The sequence below is a fragment of the Paenibacillus sp. V4I9 genome, assembly GCF_030817295.1.
Lineage (GTDB): Bacteria > Bacillota > Bacilli > Paenibacillales > NBRC-103111 > Paenibacillus_E.
In genome coordinates, this window is sequence record NZ_JAUSZE010000001.1 from 4,730,311 (window position 1) to 4,749,149 (window position 18,839).

Genomic DNA, 18,839 nt, shown 5'->3' on the forward strand with positions numbered 1-18,839 from the left:
ATTCGCCAAAGTCGAATAGAAGGCGGTTCGTTGTTTCAAAACAAATCTTAAATAAATTGGTGAAGGGGGATATCCTTCCATGCCATACAAATACGAACCGTGTCTTCTTCAACTAATTCGGATCCGCTTTGGACCTCGATAAATTCAACATCCGTTATGGCTCGAATGCTGTGCCGGGTTCCATCTGGTATTCGAACGACATCACCAGGCTTCACTTGATAGAGCTTGTCATTAATGACAATATCCGCAACGCCGCTTACGATCGTCCACACTTCACTGCGTTTATAATGCAGCTGATAGCTTATATTTTTACCTGCATGGACGAGAATCCGTTTGGTCAGCACCTCATTATCTTCCGCATATTTGACATAGTCAATTACCCGATAACGTCCCCACCTGCGCTCCTCATACATCGGTCGGTGTTCAATTTTATTCATGACTTCCTTAATCCGGGGACTTTCCGACTTGCTCGTTACTAGAATCCCATCAGGGCTGACAGCGATAACGGCGTCCTTAATCCCAATCACCGTAACTGGGATGTCCAGCTCATTAATCAAATGGGTATTCTCGGAATCCTCAGTCACGATGCCCGTTCCGATTTGAGATTGACTCATTTCCTCTGTCAGTGTATTCCAGGTGCCAAGATCTTTCCAATAGCCGTCGTAAGGTACGACAACACAGCTCGCTTCCTTCTCTACAACTTCGTAGTCAAAGCTAATTTTCGTTAATCTATGATAGTTTTTAAGCATTTCTTCATACTGAATCGGGATGCCCTTCTCCACCATGACTTCAATGAGATAGCCTAGCCGGAAAGCGAAGACACCGCAGTTCCAAAGCGCCTTCTGTTCAATCAAGGCAGCTGCTTGTTCACGATTCGGCTTTTCAGCAAAATGGTTAACGTGAAGTGCTTCTGACCCTTCTCTGCGTTTGTCAGAGGGAACGATATACCCGTATTTCTCAGACGGAACCGTTGGAACAACGCCCATTAGTGCCAAATTCGCATCCGTTTCGTGCAGAACATACTCTAGCTGTTTGATTTTCTGAAAGAAAGCCTCATCGACATACGGATCTACGGGTAACACCGTAATCACTGTGTTCAGGGGCAAACTTTCGACATCATACATATAGGCAGCAGCAAGCGCGATTGCAGGGAAGGTATCTCTTCTCTCAGGCTCAACAATAAGAGGGGCGTCGCCACCCAATTGACTTATGATCATTTCTACCTGGGAGCGGTTCGTCGCCAAGTAAGCATCATCGCCGAGGCCCGTATTCTGCAGTTGTCTCCATACACGTTGAACCATGGATTCACTTCTGCCTTCAGCATCTTCAAGTACCCTTAAGAATTGCTTAGATCTGGAATCATTGGACAATGGCCATAGTCGTTTACCCGACCCTCCGGAAAGAAGAACCAATTTCATGAACACCACGCTCCATTCGGTTTATTTGACAATTATCTAGCCAGCGCTTTTGGACGGGATGCCCCGATCAAGTCAGGTCTACCTACGGAATAATATTTGAGTCCAGTTCCCTGAACCTGCTCTTTGCTAAACACATTGCGACCATCAATAAGAATCGGCTGCTCCATGACGAATATGAGCTGTGACAACGGGACCGCTTTGAATTCTTCCCAATCCGTAAGTAAACAAATGGCGTCGGACCCCGTAGCTGCCTCCAGGGCATTCTCACACCACTGAATCGCCGGATGGTCGATACGTTCCTTAAATTTCTCCATCGCAATGGGATCATACAGCTTCAGCCGCGCTCCCGCACGAATCAGTGTTTCAACGATTTCGATGGAAGGTGCATAACGAATGTCATCCGTGTTCGGTTTAAAAGACAATCCCCAGATGCCAACGGATTTGCCGCTAAGCGGACCGAGTGATGCCTCCAGCTTGGAAATCACCTTATAACGCTGCGATTTATTCACCTCGACAACCGATTTTAACAATTGAAACTCATAGTCGACATTGCCGGCAATTTGAATCAACGCGTCGGTATCCTTGGGAAAGCAAGATCCTCCGTAGCCGATACCCGCACTCAGAAAGGAAGAGCCAATTCGCTTATCTTGCCCCATTCCTTTGGCAACTTCAGTGACATCTGCGCCAACTTTCTCGCAAATGTTCGATATTTCATTAATAAAGGAAATTTTGGTCGCCAGAAAGGCATTCGAAGCGTACTTGATCATCTCCGCACTCCGAATACTTGTAACGAAGATTTGATCGGTAAATGAACGGTGCAGCTCAGTGAGGGGTGCGGCTAAGCTTGGATTTTCAATCCCGAGGACAATCCGATCCGGATGAAGGGTATCGTCGATCGCCGAGCCTTCCCGCAGAAACTCTGGAATCGATACGACGTCGAAAGACTGCAACGTATTCATGGCAATAATCATTTGAATATGCTCGTTCGTGCCAACAGGAACTGTGCTTTTTGTAGCTATGATTTTATAGCTATTCATCGCCTTCCCAATTTCCATGGCCGCCTGCTCGATATACGCCAGATTAGCCTCTCCATTTGGTAAGGATGGTGTGCCCACCGCAATGATAATGAGCTCGGATTGACTGATGGCTTGTGCCAAATCAGCGGTAAAGGCCAACCGACCGGCATTCAGATTCTTCTCCATCAGTTGTTCAATACCAGGTTCATAGATCGGAGAAATCAGGTTTTGCAGCTTTTCAATTTTCTGTTCATCGTGATCCACACAGATTACGTTATTGCCCACTTCAGCGAAGCATACCCCGGAAACTAACCCCACATACCCCGTCCCGATTACTGCAATATCCATACGATTAATGCCCCTCTCTGAATTGTTGGTAGGCCTTACCCATGTAGTCTTTTAATTTATCCATGAATGTTTTCTCATCAAATTTCTGCGCGTGCTGAACAATTTGCCTTACATCCCAAGCGTGATTTTCAAGTTCCTGAATAGCAAGCAGCAGATCCTCTACCTCTTGCCGTTTGAAGAACACACCATTCACATGAGGCACAATTGTATCTAGCGCACCTCCTGCCTGATAAGCAACTACGGGTCTTCCGGCAGCATTCGCTTCCAGCGGTGTAATGCCGAAATCCTCCTCACCAGGAAAGATTAACGCTCGGCACTGCGCCATCATTTGAGTGACCGAACCGTCATCCAGCCTTCCCAGGAAGCGGATATTCCCTTTGGCCATTGCCTTAAGCCTCACCATGTCGGGTCCTTCTCCAACGATGTATAACGGCAGTCCATTTCGATTAAATGCTTCTACCGCCAGATCAATTCGCTTGTACGAAACAAGTCTCGATACAATCAAATAATAATCATCAATGGAAGATGAGCTATGGAATCGCGACGTATTAATCGGCGGAAAAATCACATCGGAATCGCGTTGGTAATAATTACGAATGCGATTTTTTACGACGGAGGAATTAGCGATAAACTGATTCACATTGGCCGACGTTTTTTGATCCCATTGCTTAAGCCTATCGATATAGATTTTCAAAAGCCGCTTCATCACACTTGAATTGCTTTGTCGCTCCATATACGTGTCATAATCCCAAGCGAATCGCATCGGTGTATGGCAGTAACAGAGGTGAAACGTTTCCTTCGGAACCTGAATACTTTTCATGAAAGCGCTGCTGGAGCTAAGCACAATATCGAATTCTCGGAAATCAAAATCCTTAATCGCAAACGGATATAGGGGAAGCATTTCTTTAAAATGACTTTTCCCACCGGGCATTTTTTGCAACCAGGAGGCCCGTATATCCGCATCTCTTAGCTCATCTAGCAGTCGATTATTGCTAAACATGGTCGTATAGATGGGAGCACTCGGGTACATTTGGTGAAAGACCTCAACCACTCTTTCGGCCCCGCCCATTTGAACCAAATAATCATGCGCGATTGCTATTTTCATTTGATCCATCCTTTATTTACTAGCAGATAATTACGAGTTAGCAATTAAACCTGCATAGTAATGAGTGATTTGGGTAACGGTTCGTTCGATGACAAAGTGTTGTTCCACGCGTTTTATGCCATTCTCACTCATTCTGCGCCGCACTTCTGGATTCTCCAGCAGGTAGCGTATGGAATCGGCAAGCAAAGCGGGGTCTCCGGGAGTAATGAGAAGTCCCGTTTCGCCATTTACAACCGTTTCAGTCGGACCGCCTTCGTTAGATGCAATAACGGGTAATCCAGCCGCCATACCTTCTACGATGACCTGACCAAATGGCTCAGGAGTTATGGAAGTATGTACCAGAAGGTCCGCTTGCTGCATTAATGTTTGAATGTCATCCACATGACCCAATAAGGTGACATTGTACAGCTTGTCATCTGCCATTTGCTGAAGCAGCTGCTGCTTATACGCGTCTTCCCCGAACAAGGCATCCCCGGCTAACCAGAACTGAACCTGTTGATCGGGTAGAAACGACTTGGCCGCTTCGAGTAAAATATGTTGGCCTTTCCACTCCGCTAGCCTGCCAACTAGCAAAACAACGTAGGGCTTCATCCATTTTTTCTCTACAGCAATCCTTGAATTCTTCGTTTTTGCGAAAGCCGAGTAGACAACTAACGTTTTTTTCGATTTCGGCAAATGCAGAGCATTCAAGGTCGAATTAGAATTCGCTATGACGCCGTTCGGCAGCAAGCGGGACATCCATCGTATCGCCTGAGCGACGATCGGTTTCAAGTACGGAACTCCAATATGGTCCCGAATATGCCAGATGAGAGGAATACCTGCCAATTTAGCAGCTACAGCTCCATAAAAAGCAGATTTCAACGAATTGGTATGTACACAGACGACTTGTTCTGCTTTCAATAATTTGGAGAGTCTCTTCCCATAGGTGAGAAGCTCAAAAGCGGCAGATACAGCTTGCAAATTCACCGCATTCCGGTTGCGATTGCGTACCTTATCACTTAAAGGCAAGACGCGAACGTCGATACCTTTATCTCTTAACCGCTCTACGAGCACACCCTCTTCGGCCACAATGACTAGTGGGTCTACTTCGTTTCCGAGATGGGTAATAATGTTATAAAGTGCGACTTCTCCCCCGCTCCATCTAGCGGTATGATCCAAATAAGCTACCCTCATCCTGTTCACGTCCTCCTTTCTTCCCAGCGGTTACCCGACGATTGCCGCCATAAGCAATCATATGTTGATCGATTACGTGATTAAATACACTATCTACCTGTTTGGATACACGATCCCAGGTGTAATTCTCCAACACATGGCTTCTGCATTGCTCTGCGGTGGGCCACATTTCACGGTGCCGCAATAAGCGAATTAAACCAGAAGCCATATCTTGGCTGCTTTTACCTGCAAACAGCATATCTGGTCGGTATTTCTGAAGAATCTCACGATTGCCTCCAATCGGTGTTGCCATAACTGGAACCCCGGCGGCCATTGCTTCAACGGTAATTAATCCGAAGCCTTCTAACGCTTGCGAAGGTACAACGAACAGATCAGCAGCCTGATAATAATCAGCAAGGTCGTCGTCGGGGATGTAGCCCAGCATTCGAACGCGAGCTTGGAGACCATATTCAGCAATTCGGCTTTCCAGCTCATCTCGCAGCGGCCCTTTGCCACCTATGAACAGCACGGCATCCGGAATCGTTCTCGCAACCTCTTTCCAAGCTTCCAGTAATTGAAGAAGACCCATTCGGTTGACTAATCTTCTTAAGGTCAACACCGCTGTCGTCCCTTCCTCCAGCTGCAACTTCCTTCTTATCGCTGTGCGATTCGCAGCCGGCTTGAACCGGGTAACATCAGCTCCGCCTGGTATGATGTGAATCTTAGAAAGCGGGACACCGTACTTGTGATGAAGAATATCACGGAAGGTTTCACTTAATACAATGAAAGCATCCGCCAGCCGATAAGCCTTCATCTCCCAGCTCTTCGCGATCATTGTTTTGATTCGATGCTTCAATCCCTTGCCTTCGAGCCTAATTTCCTCACTCCAAGGACCATGAAACGTCATCACCACCGGAATATTTCGCGCCTTAGCCTCCATGGCAACTCCTATACTATAGGGAGCAAAATGGGAATAAACGATATCGATGTCCTGCCCGTTCATCAGATCAGCAGCGTGCTTCCGAAAGGCATCACGTCTTTTACTTAACTTCAAATCGGTGACGGCTACGTTCGTGACGCGGAGGTCATCTTGAACGACCGGCTTATTCGCACTGCATACCAGCGCCTCCAGCTCATGACGGGTAGCTAAGCTTGCGCAAATATGTTTGAAATAAGTGTTTAAACCTCCAGGCTGTGCAGATGGCCAACCCATTCCGGTACACAGGATCCGCAAACTATTGCAGTGTAGCATAAGCTTTCCCCTCCTTAATTGGCTCTTCCTGAGCCTGTTTCACTCTTTTCCGAGCAAGCCCAAGCTCATACTGTTTCATACATACTAGGAATTCGTATATTCCCCAAAAGAGGGATACTGCAAGTCCTGGAATACCCTTCTTATACAAGCCATGAACGATATATTTCTGTACAAATCGCAAGGGAGGACGGACGAACATTCGCAGCAGACTAAATTGTTTCCCTGCAACTACAGCGCCTTCCGCTTCCAGATCGGTATACTTATTAAACCGCTGAATGTGATCATGAATGCTGCGGAAACCATAATGCCACAGAACACCTGGCACATACGCGATATTCTCACTTGAGACATCCGGTGTTTCATGCACCAGACTTTCCCGGTACTGAATTTCGGTACGGTTATAGAGACGGACAAGCTTCTCGCCCTTGCCCATCCAGCGTCCTAGAAAGTCACCTATACGCAAGACAGCATAAGCTTTGCTCGGATCAGACAAGTCATTTTTTAACTTCTGAATCGATGCTGCTAGAGGTTCACTAACAACCTCATCGGTATCAATAACGAAAATCCAATCATAGGTAGCTTGATCACTGCCATAAATACGCTGCTTTGCATAACCAGGCCAAGCGTTCACATATACCTTGCAGCCCAACTGCTCAGATACACGGACTGTTCCGTCCTTGCTCCCGCCATCAATGACAACAATTTCGTCTGCAAAAGGCATGCAGGAGGCAATCGCACCCGCTATTCTCGTTTCATCGTCTTGCGCAATGATGACAACAGAAATCCGATTCTCTCCCACAGCGTCACTATAGTGACTCATTTCGTTCGCCCCTCCCCCAGTTTCAAACAAATTATTTGGCTTTATATGCTGATATTGCTGAAAGTAACCAACGTACATCATCTTTATTAATCAATAATTTAGGAAGTTTCGTCTTCAAGGTGAATTTGACATTTAGTAGAATAAAGACGAATCGCAGTAAACCCGATGATAATATGGCCATTCCCGCACCGAACAATCCGAACTTCGGAATCAGTACCGTTAGTAACGGGATGACGATTAGCAGCCCTATCCCTTGCAGAATCGTAACAATCTTGGGCTTGCCTAAAGCCATGAACGCTTGAGCCAAAACCATGGTTCCACCGGATATGGAAACTTCGAGCAGCAGCATTCGAAAAACACTGATCGCTTCCTTAAAATCAGGGCCATACAGTAGAGGCATTACGAAAGGTGCAACCAGCATAATCATCATGGAGCAAAATAAAGCGACACAAGTGCTGATCCTGTATACACGGAATGTCATCTCAACGACTTTATCCTTAGGTAAACCCGATGCTTTCGGGAACAACACCACAATAATGGATGTAGAGAAAATATTGACTACACGAGAAAGGCTTACCGCCACCGCATACAGTCCAAGCTCCGTTGGATTAAGGAGACCGATAATTACAATTTGATCGATATAATAGGAGACATTGCCCATTAAATCGTTACCGTAAGATCCAATACCATACCGGATTAATGTCTTGAAGGATTGAAATGCATCCTTTATCACGAATTTGTACTGATTAAGTAAGCGCACTGTTGTCCATATGTAAAAGGGAACCGCCGGAGCGAGATAGGCCACGGCTGACGTGTAAGGATTCATTGTTCTTGTTAGGATTAGCAGCCCTAAACCGATGAGCGTACTAAGCGGAACAAGAAAGCGCAGACGGTTGAACAGCTTATATTCGCCTCTCACCTGCATCATCGCATTATTAATCTGGGACAATACGATGAGAGGCACGAGTACCATGGACCATTGGGAAAAAAGGACCACGCTGTCTGAATACGTACGGAGCCAATAGGGTAAAACCAATATCCCCAAGCTCATTGCAAGCATGCCTGCTGTCAAACCCATGAGAACAGCGGTCGAATAAAGCTTGGCGGAATCCTTCATGTTCTTTTTCACGTTGTAAATAATGGCGGAAGGCAAACCGAAAGTGAAACTAAAGGCTAGAAACTGTGACCATAAGACCATAGCCGCTTGCTCGCCTCGGCCGGATGGTCCTAGAAAACGTGCTGTCAAAATACCTGTAAGCATATTAATCACTAAGATTAGTACACTGAAAAACATCGTTCTAATGGAAGCCGAGATATGACTCTTGCTTGAAAAGAAAGCTTTAATGAAGCCGAATAGAGGCTTTATGCGGACTATTTTCAAGTTGACTGGTTGCTGCATCCTGAATTTGCCTCCTCTCTTGAACGATCGTTTGATGCGCCATGATCCCAATTCCTACGACCATCCATAGTAGAAAGCCTTTCAAACCCGTATAACCATTTTCAAACACGAGACAAACGATACTTCCTTGCAAAGCCGAGAGCCCCAGTTTTCCGTAAGCTGTTATACCGCCTGGTTGTTTTTTTTGGGATAACAGATAACGGGTGACGAGCCATAAGGCCCATAGAAACAGCAAGCCTCCGAGAATGCCAAAGGTAAGGAAAATGGCAACGAACCCATTATCGAAAATGCCATATTCACCAAGTGCCCCTCCGTTACTTAGCTTGGTGCCGACACCAATACTGCCAAGACCTAACCCTTGCGGTTTAGCAAACAACATAGGGAAAACGGTATGAAAGAAATCTAGTCTTTCATTGTAGGAATGATCATCCTGAATAGCTGTCATTGTATCCAATCGGGCGATCAGCCCCTGTGCACCCGGCAGCTTTGGAATAATGAGATACATGGCTGCAATAACGGCTGTTAATTGAGCAATCAATTTCCATTTTTGTCTACCCGCTGATACAGCCGTATAAATAGCGATGTCAATGAAAAGCATAACCCAAGCCGAACGGACTAATGTGATGAGTAGTCCCACCGTTACCAGAATAATACCGATCCAGCCCAGCGGTCCCCGCCACCTTTTTTCCAGAATCATCGGTGCAAGCGCAGTTCCCATATACATCCCTGCTGGTCCTGGGGAATTCAACGTAGAGAACACCCGGATCTCCAAGGGTAGCGGGTGACCAATTGAGGTCATTTCCACATGGTTCATCCAGAAAGCATCCCAGGGCGGTACCATCACATATTGGATAATGCCATAAACAGCAACCAAGATGGCGGTGTTAGAGAATGCGACAATTAAGCGATCCAGCGCTTTATTATCGAAATGAGATAAGGCAGCATAAGGGATTAACAGTAATGGAATCAAATAGTTAGCTAAGTCATAGAAGGCTCCGCTCCCATTCTTAGTTACACCAATCAGACTTCCATACAGCAGCACAATACCTACATAAATGAGCAGCTTGTATATCCGAGATTCCATTTGGTGAAACTTGGCAAGGATTGGAATGATAAGCACCGCACTCGTTAACAGTGGGGCAATGCTTAATAAGGAGACAGAATGGTACGTACCTTCCATCCAATCTTGAATTCTTCGGATCTCCGGGCAAATGACCCAAACGAGAAGAATATAAGGAATCAATCGACGCGAGTCTAGCAAGGCCATCACAAAAGCGGGAAACAGCAGCATCGACAGGATCGTGATTTGGATACTAAGTTCAGGACTTAGCGTTGCACTAGAATAACCGATGAATAAAGAGACGAGCAAAGCCATTCCAACCAACAAGATTGTCATCCGACTAGCCTGCATCATGATAAAAGGGGGCTTAATCATTTTGCTTATTTCATCCACTGTTGATTCCCGTCCCCTCCCGTTTCATCTTGAATTGCTTAACAACTTCCCGCCATAGCAAGACAGCAAACATAGCATCGTGAACCAAGTAACGCTTCCATAACCTTCGCGGTTCTTGGGCAAGACGCCAGAACCATTCGAAACCTGTTTTCTGCATAATGTTCGGAGCTCTCTTCACTGTGCCCGAAATGAAATCAAACGTTGCGCCAACGCCAATAGAGATCGGGACTTTATATTGAAGATAGTTCTGGTAAATCCACTTCTCCTGTTTCGGAGCGCCAACGCCAACAAACACAATGTCAGGCTGTGTATCAATCAGCATCTGAACAATTTGCTCATTCTCCTCTTTTTTCTTCTCGAAACCATAGGAGGGTGAATAACAGCCAACGATATTCAGATTTGGAAATACGAGTTTCAGATTCTTTACCGCTTGCTCCGGAATACCGACAGCTGATCCTAAGAAAAAAAGCTTGTATTGCCTGCTTGCGAAAGCTTCACCTAACTTTGTGAACAAGTCGGATCCGGATACCTTCTGCTTGAGCGGTTTACGGAGCATCCTCGATGCCCATATGATCGGCATACCGTCCGCAACAATGGCACCTGCACCCGAATACACCTTCTGAAACTCAGCATCCTTTCTGAGCTTGATTAAATGATCGACATTACAGGTCAAAATGTAAGAATGACTTTTCTGACGTATGACCTCATCCATATAGGCAAGCAAGTCCAGAAAATCATAATTATCAAAATTAACATCGAACATAGTCACTCTACTCATCAGATCACTTCTTCTTTTTTCGAATTTGTCGTTGACAGGATATACAAGCTATTCAAATACCAGCAAAAAGGAATGATGAATTGAACAGTCGATAAGGTGTTATCCGACAAGGAATATAGAAAGAACGCCAGGATGAACGCCACGTAATAAATCTTAATTCTCTGCGGGATTACTCGATAGATCATTCCAAATAAGATTAGTAACGATAGAAACAACAGGCTGCATCCGATATAACCAGCATCGTAATAAAAACGGATGTACTCGTTATGGGGAACCACAAAACCTTCATATAAACTTCCGTCATTCGCAACGGTAACCGCACCTAGCCCTCTACCTGTCAGAGGCGAATCTTTTACCCCTTTCAAGAAGTAGCTCCATGCTTCGGTTCTACCTGACAAGTCAATACCTGTACCTGTCTGGCGTTCGAACGAACGCTTTGTCATATTGTCCCACTGCACATAGACGGCTCCACCGATCAAGGCCAAGGAACAAAGCAGCGGGATAATTAAGATTAGCTTCCCTTTGATATACTGCTTAACCATATCGAAGAAATAGTAAGCAGCCATGGCCAGCATGGCGAGGATAGGCCCTCTAGTTCCCGTAGCGATCAGAATCGCAAAGTTAGCAGCCAGTGTACAATAATAAAACCTGGCTTGCAGTGGATTGCGTTTGGTCTCTATTAAGGCAACGGTAATGCCTAGAAAAGCTAGCATCGCCAAGTGGGGTGCGATATTCGCCCCTTGTACCCGAACCGCTCCCGTGAACTCCACATTGAGAAACGAATACAGATGAGCCAATTGAAGCAGCGCCCCAGTTCCAATACTTACCAATGGCAGCAGACAAATAATCCGGATGTGCCTTTGCGCAGTCCCTTTATTCCATTTGATCATGAGAAAAAAGAAGGGAAGCGTCAGTCCGATAAATGCTTTCAAGGTGAGTGATAACGTCAGCCTTGGATGCCAATCCGAGAAGAAGATGGTAAGGAATAACATGCTGGCGATAGCTGCTATGGGATAGATGAACTTCAATCGAAGTCCGTTTTGCAGCATACAGGGAACTAACAGTATTAAAATCCCAAGTTTATAAAGAGAAATAATCTCTAATCCAGGTACATTCGCTTCGACGATGTAGTTAATCGATATGGCGGTCGATAAAAGGACTAGATAACTCATTTTCTCCGGCTGGTAGATGGCATACACGAATGAGAAAAGCACGCCCAGCCCCAAGATACTGAACAGAGGCTGATAAGCAGCCGCTACGCCCAGCAATACTGCAAGAAGTACATAGACCGCACCATAATACATCGGTTTTTTGAGCTGAATTGGAAGATCCGTCGTCATCAGTATCCTCACCCTGTTAAGCGCATTTTTCCACGTCTACTGAGCGTGTCTAGCGTGCCTCTTATGCTTTGCAATCGGCATGTAATCAGCAGTTTTCTTCCTTCGGTACGCGCGAACAAGGCATCTACGGCAATGTAGAGCACCTTGCTGGCAACCTTACCTAGAAGAACAAGCTTGCTGATATAACTCTTATGCATCGAGCCATTCGTAACACCTTGATAATAATAACGCTGTTTGATCCAATCTTTCGACAAGCGGCTATCCGGGATGAAGTGATCAACCACCATGGAAGGCTGATAAAGAATAGCCTTCCCTTCTTTCTTCATCTGTTCAAATATCCAGGATTCCTCACCAGACAATAGCAGTGTTCCCTTCCTACCTAGGTCGGTTGGGAACAAATATTTGTCATGAAAGGATTTGCGAATCGCCATATTCGCGCCAAATGGATGCCTGTTCATCGGATACTCGTGCACAGTTGCTCCCATATCAACAATCGTATAAGGCAGCTCTAGTGCTTCGATCAACCATTTCGGCCGTTCACTTTCGAAACGAGGTCGAATCACACCTCCCATCGCATAGACATCCTGCCGACTATCCAAGGTGTCTATGATGGTGCGAATCCATTCCATGCAAGGAACTGCATCATCATCGAGAAAGGCAACAATATCACCCTTAGCTTCTTGAATACCTCTATTTCGCGCAGCCGAAAGCCCTTGGGTTTGTTCAAATAGATAATGAATGTCCGTCCCCCCTGCTTGACGCTGAATAAACGATTGTGAGATCTCGCGCGTATGATCAGTGGAATTGTTATCCACAATGAGAATCTCAGCTTTGTCTATAGCCTTTAAAGCAGGTAACGAGTTCAAAGTGATTTGAAGCAAATCCGCACGATTATAGGTACAGATGACAATGGATACCCTTGGTTTTGGCTGAATAAGCACGATGGTGTTACTCCTTTCCCTTCTGTTCTCTAAAAGGCATCTTTGGAGCCAAGAAGGACCGAAACTGTTTTCAAGATGATTTTCAAATCATAAAAAATGCTTCGTTCTCTGATGTAAGTCAAATCGAGTTCAACCATTTGCCCGAAGCTTAAATTACTTCGTCCGCTTACTTGCCATAAACCCGTGCAACCAGGTGTAACGGCCAAACGCTTCTTCTCGTATGGTGTATACTCGCTAACTTCATTCGGCAAAGCCGGTCTTGGTCCGACCAAGCTCATATCACCGACGAGTACGTTCCACAATTGTGGCAACTCATCTATACTTGTTTTGCGAAGTAATCGTCCGACGCGTGTAACGCGAGGATCATTCTTCATTTTAAACATTGCGCCTTCAACTTCATTCTGACTCATTAACTGCTGCTTCAGCTCTTCCGCATTGGACACCATCGAGCGAAACTTATACATCGGAAACAGGTTTTCGTCTTTACCTACTCGATTTTGTTTGAAGAAAACGGAGCCTTTAGGATCTTCCACCTTAATCCAGATAGCAATGACGATAAATAACGGTGTCAGGAAGAGAATGCCCATGAGGGATAGCATAATATCGAGCATCCGTTTTACAAACAAATAGGAAGCAGCGCTTTTCCCTTCTTGCGGTCTAGGAGTAGCAGCCGTGTAGTAGCTCTTCTGGGAAATTTTCTGAGGTCCCAGGTACTCATAATCCTCCTGCAGTTCGCGCAAGCTCATGGTCTCCACCTCCCAGATGCTCTAGAATTGGTTCATATTGCTCCTTGATAAGGATGGCAGCCATCGCTTCAAGTACATCGGGCCGAAGATCTTTACTCTCCAAGGCGAACGCCATTGTCGTGAGAATGTAACCGAGACGTTCACCCACATCATAACGGATACCGTCAAAATGATACGCTAGCACTCGTTCTATTTGATTAAGCTTCTGAATCGCGTCTGTTAGCTGAATTTCTCCGCCAGCGCCTTTCTCCTGAAGCTCCAAAAATTCAAAGATTTTAGGGGAGAACACATATCTACCCATAATGGCAAGATTGGAAGGGGCTGTGCCTAATTTTGGTTTCTCAACCAAGTCTTTCACTTGATACAGGCGGTTATTTTGCTCACCTGGATCAATGACGCCATAACGATTGGTAAGCTCTGGCGGTACGGTTTGTACGCCAATAACTGAATTTTCTGATAATTCATATTGCTGAATGAGTTGTTTTAGGCAGGGCACCTTCCCTGTGACAATATCATCGCCCAGCAGCACAGCGAATGGTTCATTCCCAATGAACCTTCTTGCACACCAGACCGCATGCCCAAGACCTTTGGGTTCTTTTTGACGAATGTAATGAATCTCTACCTTGGATGAACGCTGAACTTCCTTGAGAAGCTCCAGCTTCCCTGTTTCCAGCAGCTTGCTTTCTAGCTCGAAAGCATTATCGAAGTGATCTTCGATTGCCCTCTTCCCTTTACCGGTAACAATAATAATATCTTCGATTCCGGATTCGATGGCTTCTTCCACGATGTATTGAATAGTCGGTTTGTTGATGATTGGGAGCATCTCTTTGGGCATCGCTTTCGTAGCAGGCAGGAATCTCGTTCCTAATCCCGCAGCCGGAATAATTGCTTTTTTCACCTTTTTCATCTCTCTCATCCTCCTATCGATTATGGAAAGTCTAGCCTTCAATTATTCAATTATTGGTTGAAAACAATGCCAAGCATTCTGGCTCCAGACTGCTCTAACTGTGTTCTTGCTTGCTTAGCCCAATCTCGCTTTGTCTTGCCATTTTTGGCAACTAGCATCACGCCATCACAATACTCAGAAAGTAAACAAGCATCTGTATAGTCAAGTGTTGATGGCGAATCGATGAGAATGACTTCATATCGCTGCCTGAGCCCGTTCATCAAGGCATTCATTTGGGCGGAGCCTAACAGCTCGGATGGATTCAGCGGTTGACCACCGCTAGCGATCAGATCAAGCCCGATAATTCCTGTCGGTGTAATGACTTCTTGGGCGGTTATCCCCTTATTTAAAAAGTGGATCAGGCCTTTCGAATTCTTGGCACCAAACATCTCATGCAGGGCTGGTTGCCGTAAATTACAATCAAGGATCACGACAGACTTGCCTTCCTGAGCATAGGTAATAGCCAGATTAGCAAGGGTCGTCGTCTTGCCTTCTTGCGCCTTGGGAGATGCAACCATGAGCACCATTCCTTGACCTGCTGGTACAACCTTTTTATAGCGTACCGCTGTCCGCAAGGAACGATAAGCTTCGGAGACCGACGAAATCGGATCCAGTTCAGCCACAAGAACATTACTTAGCTGCGACATATGCCTTTTCCCCTACCTCTCTGCTTCGTGCACGCGAAGGTTTAGATGCTTTACCCTTTTTAATCGTTCCGATGGAAGAAAGTACCGGCAGTCCAACGATATGCTCGGCTTCTTTTTCAGAACGAATGGTATCATTCATATTTTCAAAGAAGAAGAAAACACCAATGGCTGCCATCGCCGATAAAATGAAGCTCAAAGCAAGATTGATGACTACGCTGGAATTGACTGGTAATGGCTTCACAGCAGCATCAGAACTAGAAAGAATCTTGACATTATTCATATTCATCAAGCTTGGTACTTCACTAATGAACGTATCAGCAAGTGTCTTGGTAATCACAACCGCTTTTTCATAGCTATGATCCTCAAGCTCAATTTTGATAATTTGTGTTTTATCCGTGGAGCTCACTTTCAGATTCTTCACCAGCTGCTTCTGGGTCATTCCGAATTCGGGGTGACTCTGCAACATCAATTGAATGATATGATCTGACTTCATGATTTCCTTGTAGCTCTCAATTAAATTCAAGTTCATCGACACATCGTTAAGATCTATCGCCTCTTCACTCTTGAACGTGCTGCTAACCAGCACTTGTGTGTTCGCCTTGTAAACAGGCTCGACGAATGTCTTGCTGACATAGAACGTTGTCAGACACGAGAGAAGAACGAACAGCGCAATCATCCACAGCTTTTTGCGAATGAGTACAAAGTAATCCAAGATCGATTTCTCCATGGTACCCTCCCGAAAAAAAATAGTTAAAAAATCGATGAAAACAGTCTTGCTTTTCCCAATAAATTGAGCTATGATATTTGCAATGAAAGCGTTTTATTAGCCTGTACCCCCACTATCGAACCGACATTCAATCACTCCTTTAGCCAGAGCATTCAACAATCTCTTTTCGACAGAGTTAGCTAGCTAGTAGCCTAGGTGAAGCACTCTACGATCAAAAGGAATGAAGAATGCCGCTTTTTGTCAGTTAGTTGGTTATACACAAATACTATATGAATTCCCAGAATTATGATATTACCCGATATTATAATTTTTCGGGTCTATTTCGTGTATCCACCAATGGCTATATGTAATAAAGCAATGGTATACTTTCGGACCATGAATGCTTAAATGGCTTACTGAAAACTGCTGACTAGTCCCTTGGATTGCGCTAACAAAGCCGCTTGCGTACGATCGTTGACACATAGTTTGTTTAAAATTTGGCTAACGTGCTTCTTGACTGTGAACTCGGTGACCATCAGTTTCTTGGCCATTCCTTGATTGGACAAACCCTCTCCAAGACCAATTAACACTTCCCGCTCCTTCGGCGTAAGCTTACTGAAGCTGTCTTCTTCCTCTTTCTTGAACAACATTTCCATTAAACCTGGATCGTAATACTTTTTACCTTTGAAAATCAATTTAATTGCAAGCAGCAATTCTTCTGGCAGTGCTTCTTTGAGTACATAACCATCCGCACCCACAGCCTCTGCCCTTCTTACATCCTGCTCCGAGGTCGATGACGTCAGAATGATACTTCGGCATGGCGAATCTTTAATCATCTCAACCACTTCGAGTCCAGAACGATTCCCCAGCTTAAGATCCACGATAGCCAGATCCGGTTTCGTTTCCTTGATTAACTCCAACGCGTGCTCCACCGTTTCCGATTCGCCAGAAATTTCGATGTTAGCTTCAAGCTTTAGCACAGCTGACAACCCTTTTCGCACCAACGGATGATCATCTACGATAACAACTTTCACAGTACCACCTGCTTTCGTTAGAATGGGAATAGCCTTCATGACCTTGTTTAGCCCATCATTTGAAGTTCATTTAGTTCCTTTTTATCCTGATGCCCGGATGGGAGGGTCACTTGAATATGTGTACCTTTTCCTTTCGTGCTCTGAATGTTAATCGTTCCGCCAAAAGAATGAACAAGCAGCTCCATGTTGTTTACGCCAAGCCCGGATACCTTAGGATCAGACAGACGTTCTGTTACACTGAATCCACTTCCGTTATCTAAGACCGACAGCTTCACCTCATCTGACTTCATACTGAGATCTACCTTAATGTGACTGCTTCGGCCATGACGAATGGCGTTTCCAGTTGCTTCCGATATGATTCTGAACAAAGCCTTTTGATAATTGACCTGTAGACCATGATCATCTCCAGTCACATTTAAGGTTACTTTCACAGCGTGCAGCTTGGACAAACTGTCTAGATGAGATTTGACGGTAGTGATCCAAAAAGCACCGCCATTTTTCCTAGAGCTAAGACTATAAATGGTTGAACGAAGCTCTTGAGAAGCTGCGACAGATGACTCTTGGATGATTTGGAGCTGCTCCTTGATCTGATCTGTTGAAATGTCTTTCCATTTGCGACTGAGTGAATGGACGGCATACACAATTCCGAAAATGTACTGCGAAACGCTGTCGTGCATCTCATCGGCAATCCGATTCTGCTCCTCGATAATCATCAGCTGGTTCTCGATACGCTCGAGCTGGTGCCTCTCCAAAATGACGGCGCAAAGCTCAGAAAGAAAATACAACTGTTTGACGAACCAATGTCTACCTTCCTCATAGCTGGAGCGCTCAATCTTCACCCCCATCACTCCCCAGAATCGAGTCGATGACTTGATAGGAATCACGAGAAAATCACCATGCTCAGGAAGACTCATCACCATACAACTATCTAGCTGTCTGAGTTCGGCCGCATGCATTTCAATAGCTGCAGACAGGGAAGCTTCTACACCAACTGGCGTGATACCCTGGGTAATAAGGGGATCGTGTCCGCCATTCCCATTGACATCCCAGAAGAAGGACATCTTGAGTTTGGTCAGTTTTAGAGCAAACTCAGCAAAAATGATTTTCAAATTCTCTGATTCGCTATGCGTGGCTGCTTCCACGATTTGATACAGCGACTTCATATGCTCCATCGTCTCCGTGGTTCGAGCGTTCGCAATCTCAAGCCTACTTTTGACACCAGCTAATAGTTGAATGGAGAGCGTCATGAACAATAACATCAGGTAAAATCGATTTTCATTAAGCAAAATAGTGGCTAGCGTTTGCGTTTGGTCATTGGCAAAAAAGTAGGAAAATGCGGTGACGAATAAGAAGTAACTCAGCATCATAAACCAGCAATAAACCGAGGAAAGATAGCTGGCAGCCATCCAGGCGGGATTGAATACGCACCACAGAAACGGACTGTCCATACCGCCGCTTAGAAGATGCAGGATCATCATCCCGGTCATTTCCAAGCCTACGGTTATTTTAATTGTGCGAGAGGCTTGGCCACTTTGGGTATACATATCCGTAATCCACTTGGCAAAGATGAATAGCACCAGTATGATGCCAATTTTGATAACTAATGGGGGGCCACGATCCTCGATGGCATACACTAACGAAGTCCCTGCGAGCGAAATATACCGGTACAAGTAAAAGACTTTACTTTCACCAGAGAACAGCTTTCTCATTTGTGTAATCATCCTTTAACCGATATTTG

At 45.2% G+C, this 18,839-nt stretch carries 17 protein-coding genes; all 17 read right to left on the bottom strand.

Translation table 11 applies throughout. The features are described from left to right. Positions 1-47: 47 nt before the first annotated feature. Entirely contained in the window at positions 48-1,418 is a 1,371-nt protein-coding gene (locus tag QFZ81_RS22275) for a sugar phosphate nucleotidyltransferase (RefSeq protein ID WP_307604757.1), read from the bottom strand. Between the two features lie 32 nt (positions 1,419-1,450). Continuing rightward, a complete protein-coding gene (locus tag QFZ81_RS22280) occupies positions 1,451-2,782 on the bottom strand; it encodes a UDP-glucose dehydrogenase family protein (RefSeq protein ID WP_307441372.1) in 1,332 nt (443 codons plus the stop codon). A gap of 4 nt (positions 2,783-2,786) precedes the next feature. Continuing rightward, positions 2,787-3,887, bottom strand: coding sequence for a glycosyltransferase (locus QFZ81_RS22285; protein WP_307441371.1), 1,101 nt, complete (start codon positions 3,885-3,887; stop codon positions 2,787-2,789). 30 nt (positions 3,888-3,917) lie between these two features. After that, complete coding sequence (locus QFZ81_RS22290; RefSeq protein WP_307441370.1) at positions 3,918-5,060, bottom strand: glycosyltransferase family 4 protein; 1,143 nt, start codon at positions 5,058-5,060, stop codon at positions 3,918-3,920. Further along, complete coding sequence (locus tag QFZ81_RS22295) at positions 5,029-6,291, bottom strand: glycosyltransferase family 4 protein (protein WP_307441367.1); 1,263 nt, start codon at positions 6,289-6,291, stop codon at positions 5,029-5,031. The genes QFZ81_RS22290 and QFZ81_RS22295 overlap by 32 nt, the downstream gene beginning before the upstream one ends. Next, positions 6,275-7,111: a glycosyltransferase family 2 protein gene (locus QFZ81_RS22300; protein ID WP_307441365.1), complete on the bottom strand. Its 837-nt coding sequence runs from the start codon at positions 7,109-7,111 to the stop codon at positions 6,275-6,277. The genes QFZ81_RS22295 and QFZ81_RS22300 overlap by 17 nt, the downstream gene beginning before the upstream one ends. Before the next feature lie 31 nt (positions 7,112-7,142). Continuing rightward, positions 7,143-8,510, bottom strand: a complete 1,368-nt coding sequence (locus tag QFZ81_RS22305; RefSeq protein WP_307604760.1) for a lipopolysaccharide biosynthesis protein — start codon at positions 8,508-8,510, stop codon at positions 7,143-7,145. Continuing rightward, positions 8,452-9,963 carry an O-antigen ligase family protein gene (locus QFZ81_RS22310; RefSeq protein ID WP_307441362.1) on the bottom strand — a complete coding sequence of 504 codons (1,512 nt, stop codon included), beginning with the start codon at positions 9,961-9,963 and terminating at the stop codon, positions 8,452-8,454. Before QFZ81_RS22310 ends, QFZ81_RS22305 begins: the two co-directional genes overlap by 59 nt. Next, positions 9,956-10,741 carry a WecB/TagA/CpsF family glycosyltransferase gene (locus QFZ81_RS22315; protein WP_307441360.1) on the bottom strand — a complete coding sequence of 262 codons (786 nt, stop codon included), beginning with the start codon at positions 10,739-10,741 and terminating at the stop codon, positions 9,956-9,958. Before QFZ81_RS22315 ends, QFZ81_RS22310 begins: the two co-directional genes overlap by 8 nt. Then, positions 10,741-12,081, bottom strand: coding sequence for an O-antigen ligase family protein (locus tag QFZ81_RS22320; RefSeq protein ID WP_307441359.1), 1,341 nt, complete (start codon positions 12,079-12,081; stop codon positions 10,741-10,743). The genes QFZ81_RS22315 and QFZ81_RS22320 overlap by 1 nt, the downstream gene beginning before the upstream one ends. 8 nt (positions 12,082-12,089) lie before the next feature. Further along, positions 12,090-13,022, bottom strand: a complete 933-nt coding sequence (locus QFZ81_RS22325) for a glycosyltransferase (protein WP_307441357.1) — start codon at positions 13,020-13,022, stop codon at positions 12,090-12,092. Between the two features lie 29 nt (positions 13,023-13,051). Beyond that, positions 13,052-13,768, bottom strand: coding sequence for a sugar transferase (locus QFZ81_RS22330; protein ID WP_307441356.1), 717 nt, complete (start codon positions 13,766-13,768; stop codon positions 13,052-13,054). Continuing rightward, on the bottom strand, positions 13,737-14,675 hold the full coding sequence (galU, locus tag QFZ81_RS22335) for a UTP--glucose-1-phosphate uridylyltransferase GalU (RefSeq protein ID WP_307441355.1): 939 nt from the start codon (positions 14,673-14,675) through the stop codon (positions 13,737-13,739). Before galU ends, QFZ81_RS22330 begins: the two co-directional genes overlap by 32 nt. A gap of 50 nt (positions 14,676-14,725) precedes the next feature. Continuing rightward, the gene (locus tag QFZ81_RS22340; RefSeq protein ID WP_307441354.1) at positions 14,726-15,361 is read right to left on the bottom strand and encodes a CpsD/CapB family tyrosine-protein kinase; all 636 of its coding nucleotides are present in this window, start codon (positions 15,359-15,361) and stop codon (positions 14,726-14,728) included. After that, the gene (locus tag QFZ81_RS22345; protein ID WP_307441353.1) at positions 15,345-16,088 is read right to left on the bottom strand and encodes a YveK family protein; all 744 of its coding nucleotides are present in this window, start codon (positions 16,086-16,088) and stop codon (positions 15,345-15,347) included. Before QFZ81_RS22345 ends, QFZ81_RS22340 begins: the two co-directional genes overlap by 17 nt. Positions 16,089-16,480: 392 nt before the next feature. Next, positions 16,481-17,140: a response regulator gene (locus tag QFZ81_RS22350; protein ID WP_307441352.1), complete on the bottom strand. Its 660-nt coding sequence runs from the start codon at positions 17,138-17,140 to the stop codon at positions 16,481-16,483. A gap of 8 nt (positions 17,141-17,148) precedes the next feature. Then, a complete protein-coding gene (locus QFZ81_RS22355; protein ID WP_307441350.1) occupies positions 17,149-18,810 on the bottom strand; it encodes a sensor histidine kinase in 1,662 nt (553 codons plus the stop codon). Positions 18,811-18,839 lie beyond the last annotated feature (29 nt).

Excerpts from the sequence above, each read along its gene's own strand:
- QFZ81_RS22280 (WP_307441372.1), bottom strand. The coding sequence starts at position 2,782 with ATGGATATTGCAGTAATCGGGACGGGGTATGTGGGGTTAGTTTCCGGG.
- QFZ81_RS22355 (WP_307441350.1), bottom strand. The coding sequence starts at position 18,810 with ATGAGAAAGCTGTTCTCTGGTGAAAGTAAAGTCTTTTACTTGTACCGG.
- QFZ81_RS22350 (WP_307441352.1), bottom strand. The coding sequence starts at position 17,140 with ATGAAGGCTATTCCCATTCTAACGAAAGCAGGTGGTACTGTGAAAGTT.
- QFZ81_RS22290 (WP_307441370.1), bottom strand. The coding sequence starts at position 5,060 with ATGAGGGTAGCTTATTTGGATCATACCGCTAGATGGAGCGGGGGAGAA.
- QFZ81_RS22330 (WP_307441356.1), bottom strand. The coding sequence starts at position 13,768 with ATGAGCTTGCGCGAACTGCAGGAGGATTATGAGTACCTGGGACCTCAG.
- QFZ81_RS22275 (WP_307604757.1), bottom strand. The coding sequence starts at position 1,418 with ATGAAATTGGTTCTTCTTTCCGGAGGGTCGGGTAAACGACTATGGCCA.
- QFZ81_RS22315 (WP_307441360.1), bottom strand. The coding sequence starts at position 10,741 with ATGAGTAGAGTGACTATGTTCGATGTTAATTTTGATAATTATGATTTT.
- QFZ81_RS22345 (WP_307441353.1), bottom strand. The coding sequence starts at position 16,088 with ATGGAGAAATCGATCTTGGATTACTTTGTACTCATTCGCAAAAAGCTG.
- QFZ81_RS22300 (WP_307441365.1), bottom strand. The coding sequence starts at position 7,111 with ATGAGTCACTATAGTGACGCTGTGGGAGAGAATCGGATTTCTGTTGTC.
- QFZ81_RS22305 (WP_307604760.1), bottom strand. The coding sequence starts at position 8,510 with ATGCAGCAACCAGTCAACTTGAAAATAGTCCGCATAAAGCCTCTATTC.
- galU (WP_307441355.1), bottom strand. The coding sequence starts at position 14,675 with ATGAAAAAGGTGAAAAAAGCAATTATTCCGGCTGCGGGATTAGGAACG.
- QFZ81_RS22320 (WP_307441359.1), bottom strand. The coding sequence starts at position 12,081 with ATGACGACGGATCTTCCAATTCAGCTCAAAAAACCGATGTATTATGGT.
- QFZ81_RS22295 (WP_307441367.1), bottom strand. The coding sequence starts at position 6,291 with ATGCTACACTGCAATAGTTTGCGGATCCTGTGTACCGGAATGGGTTGG.
- QFZ81_RS22340 (WP_307441354.1), bottom strand. The coding sequence starts at position 15,361 with ATGTCGCAGCTAAGTAATGTTCTTGTGGCTGAACTGGATCCGATTTCG.
- QFZ81_RS22285 (WP_307441371.1), bottom strand. The coding sequence starts at position 3,887 with ATGAAAATAGCAATCGCGCATGATTATTTGGTTCAAATGGGCGGGGCC.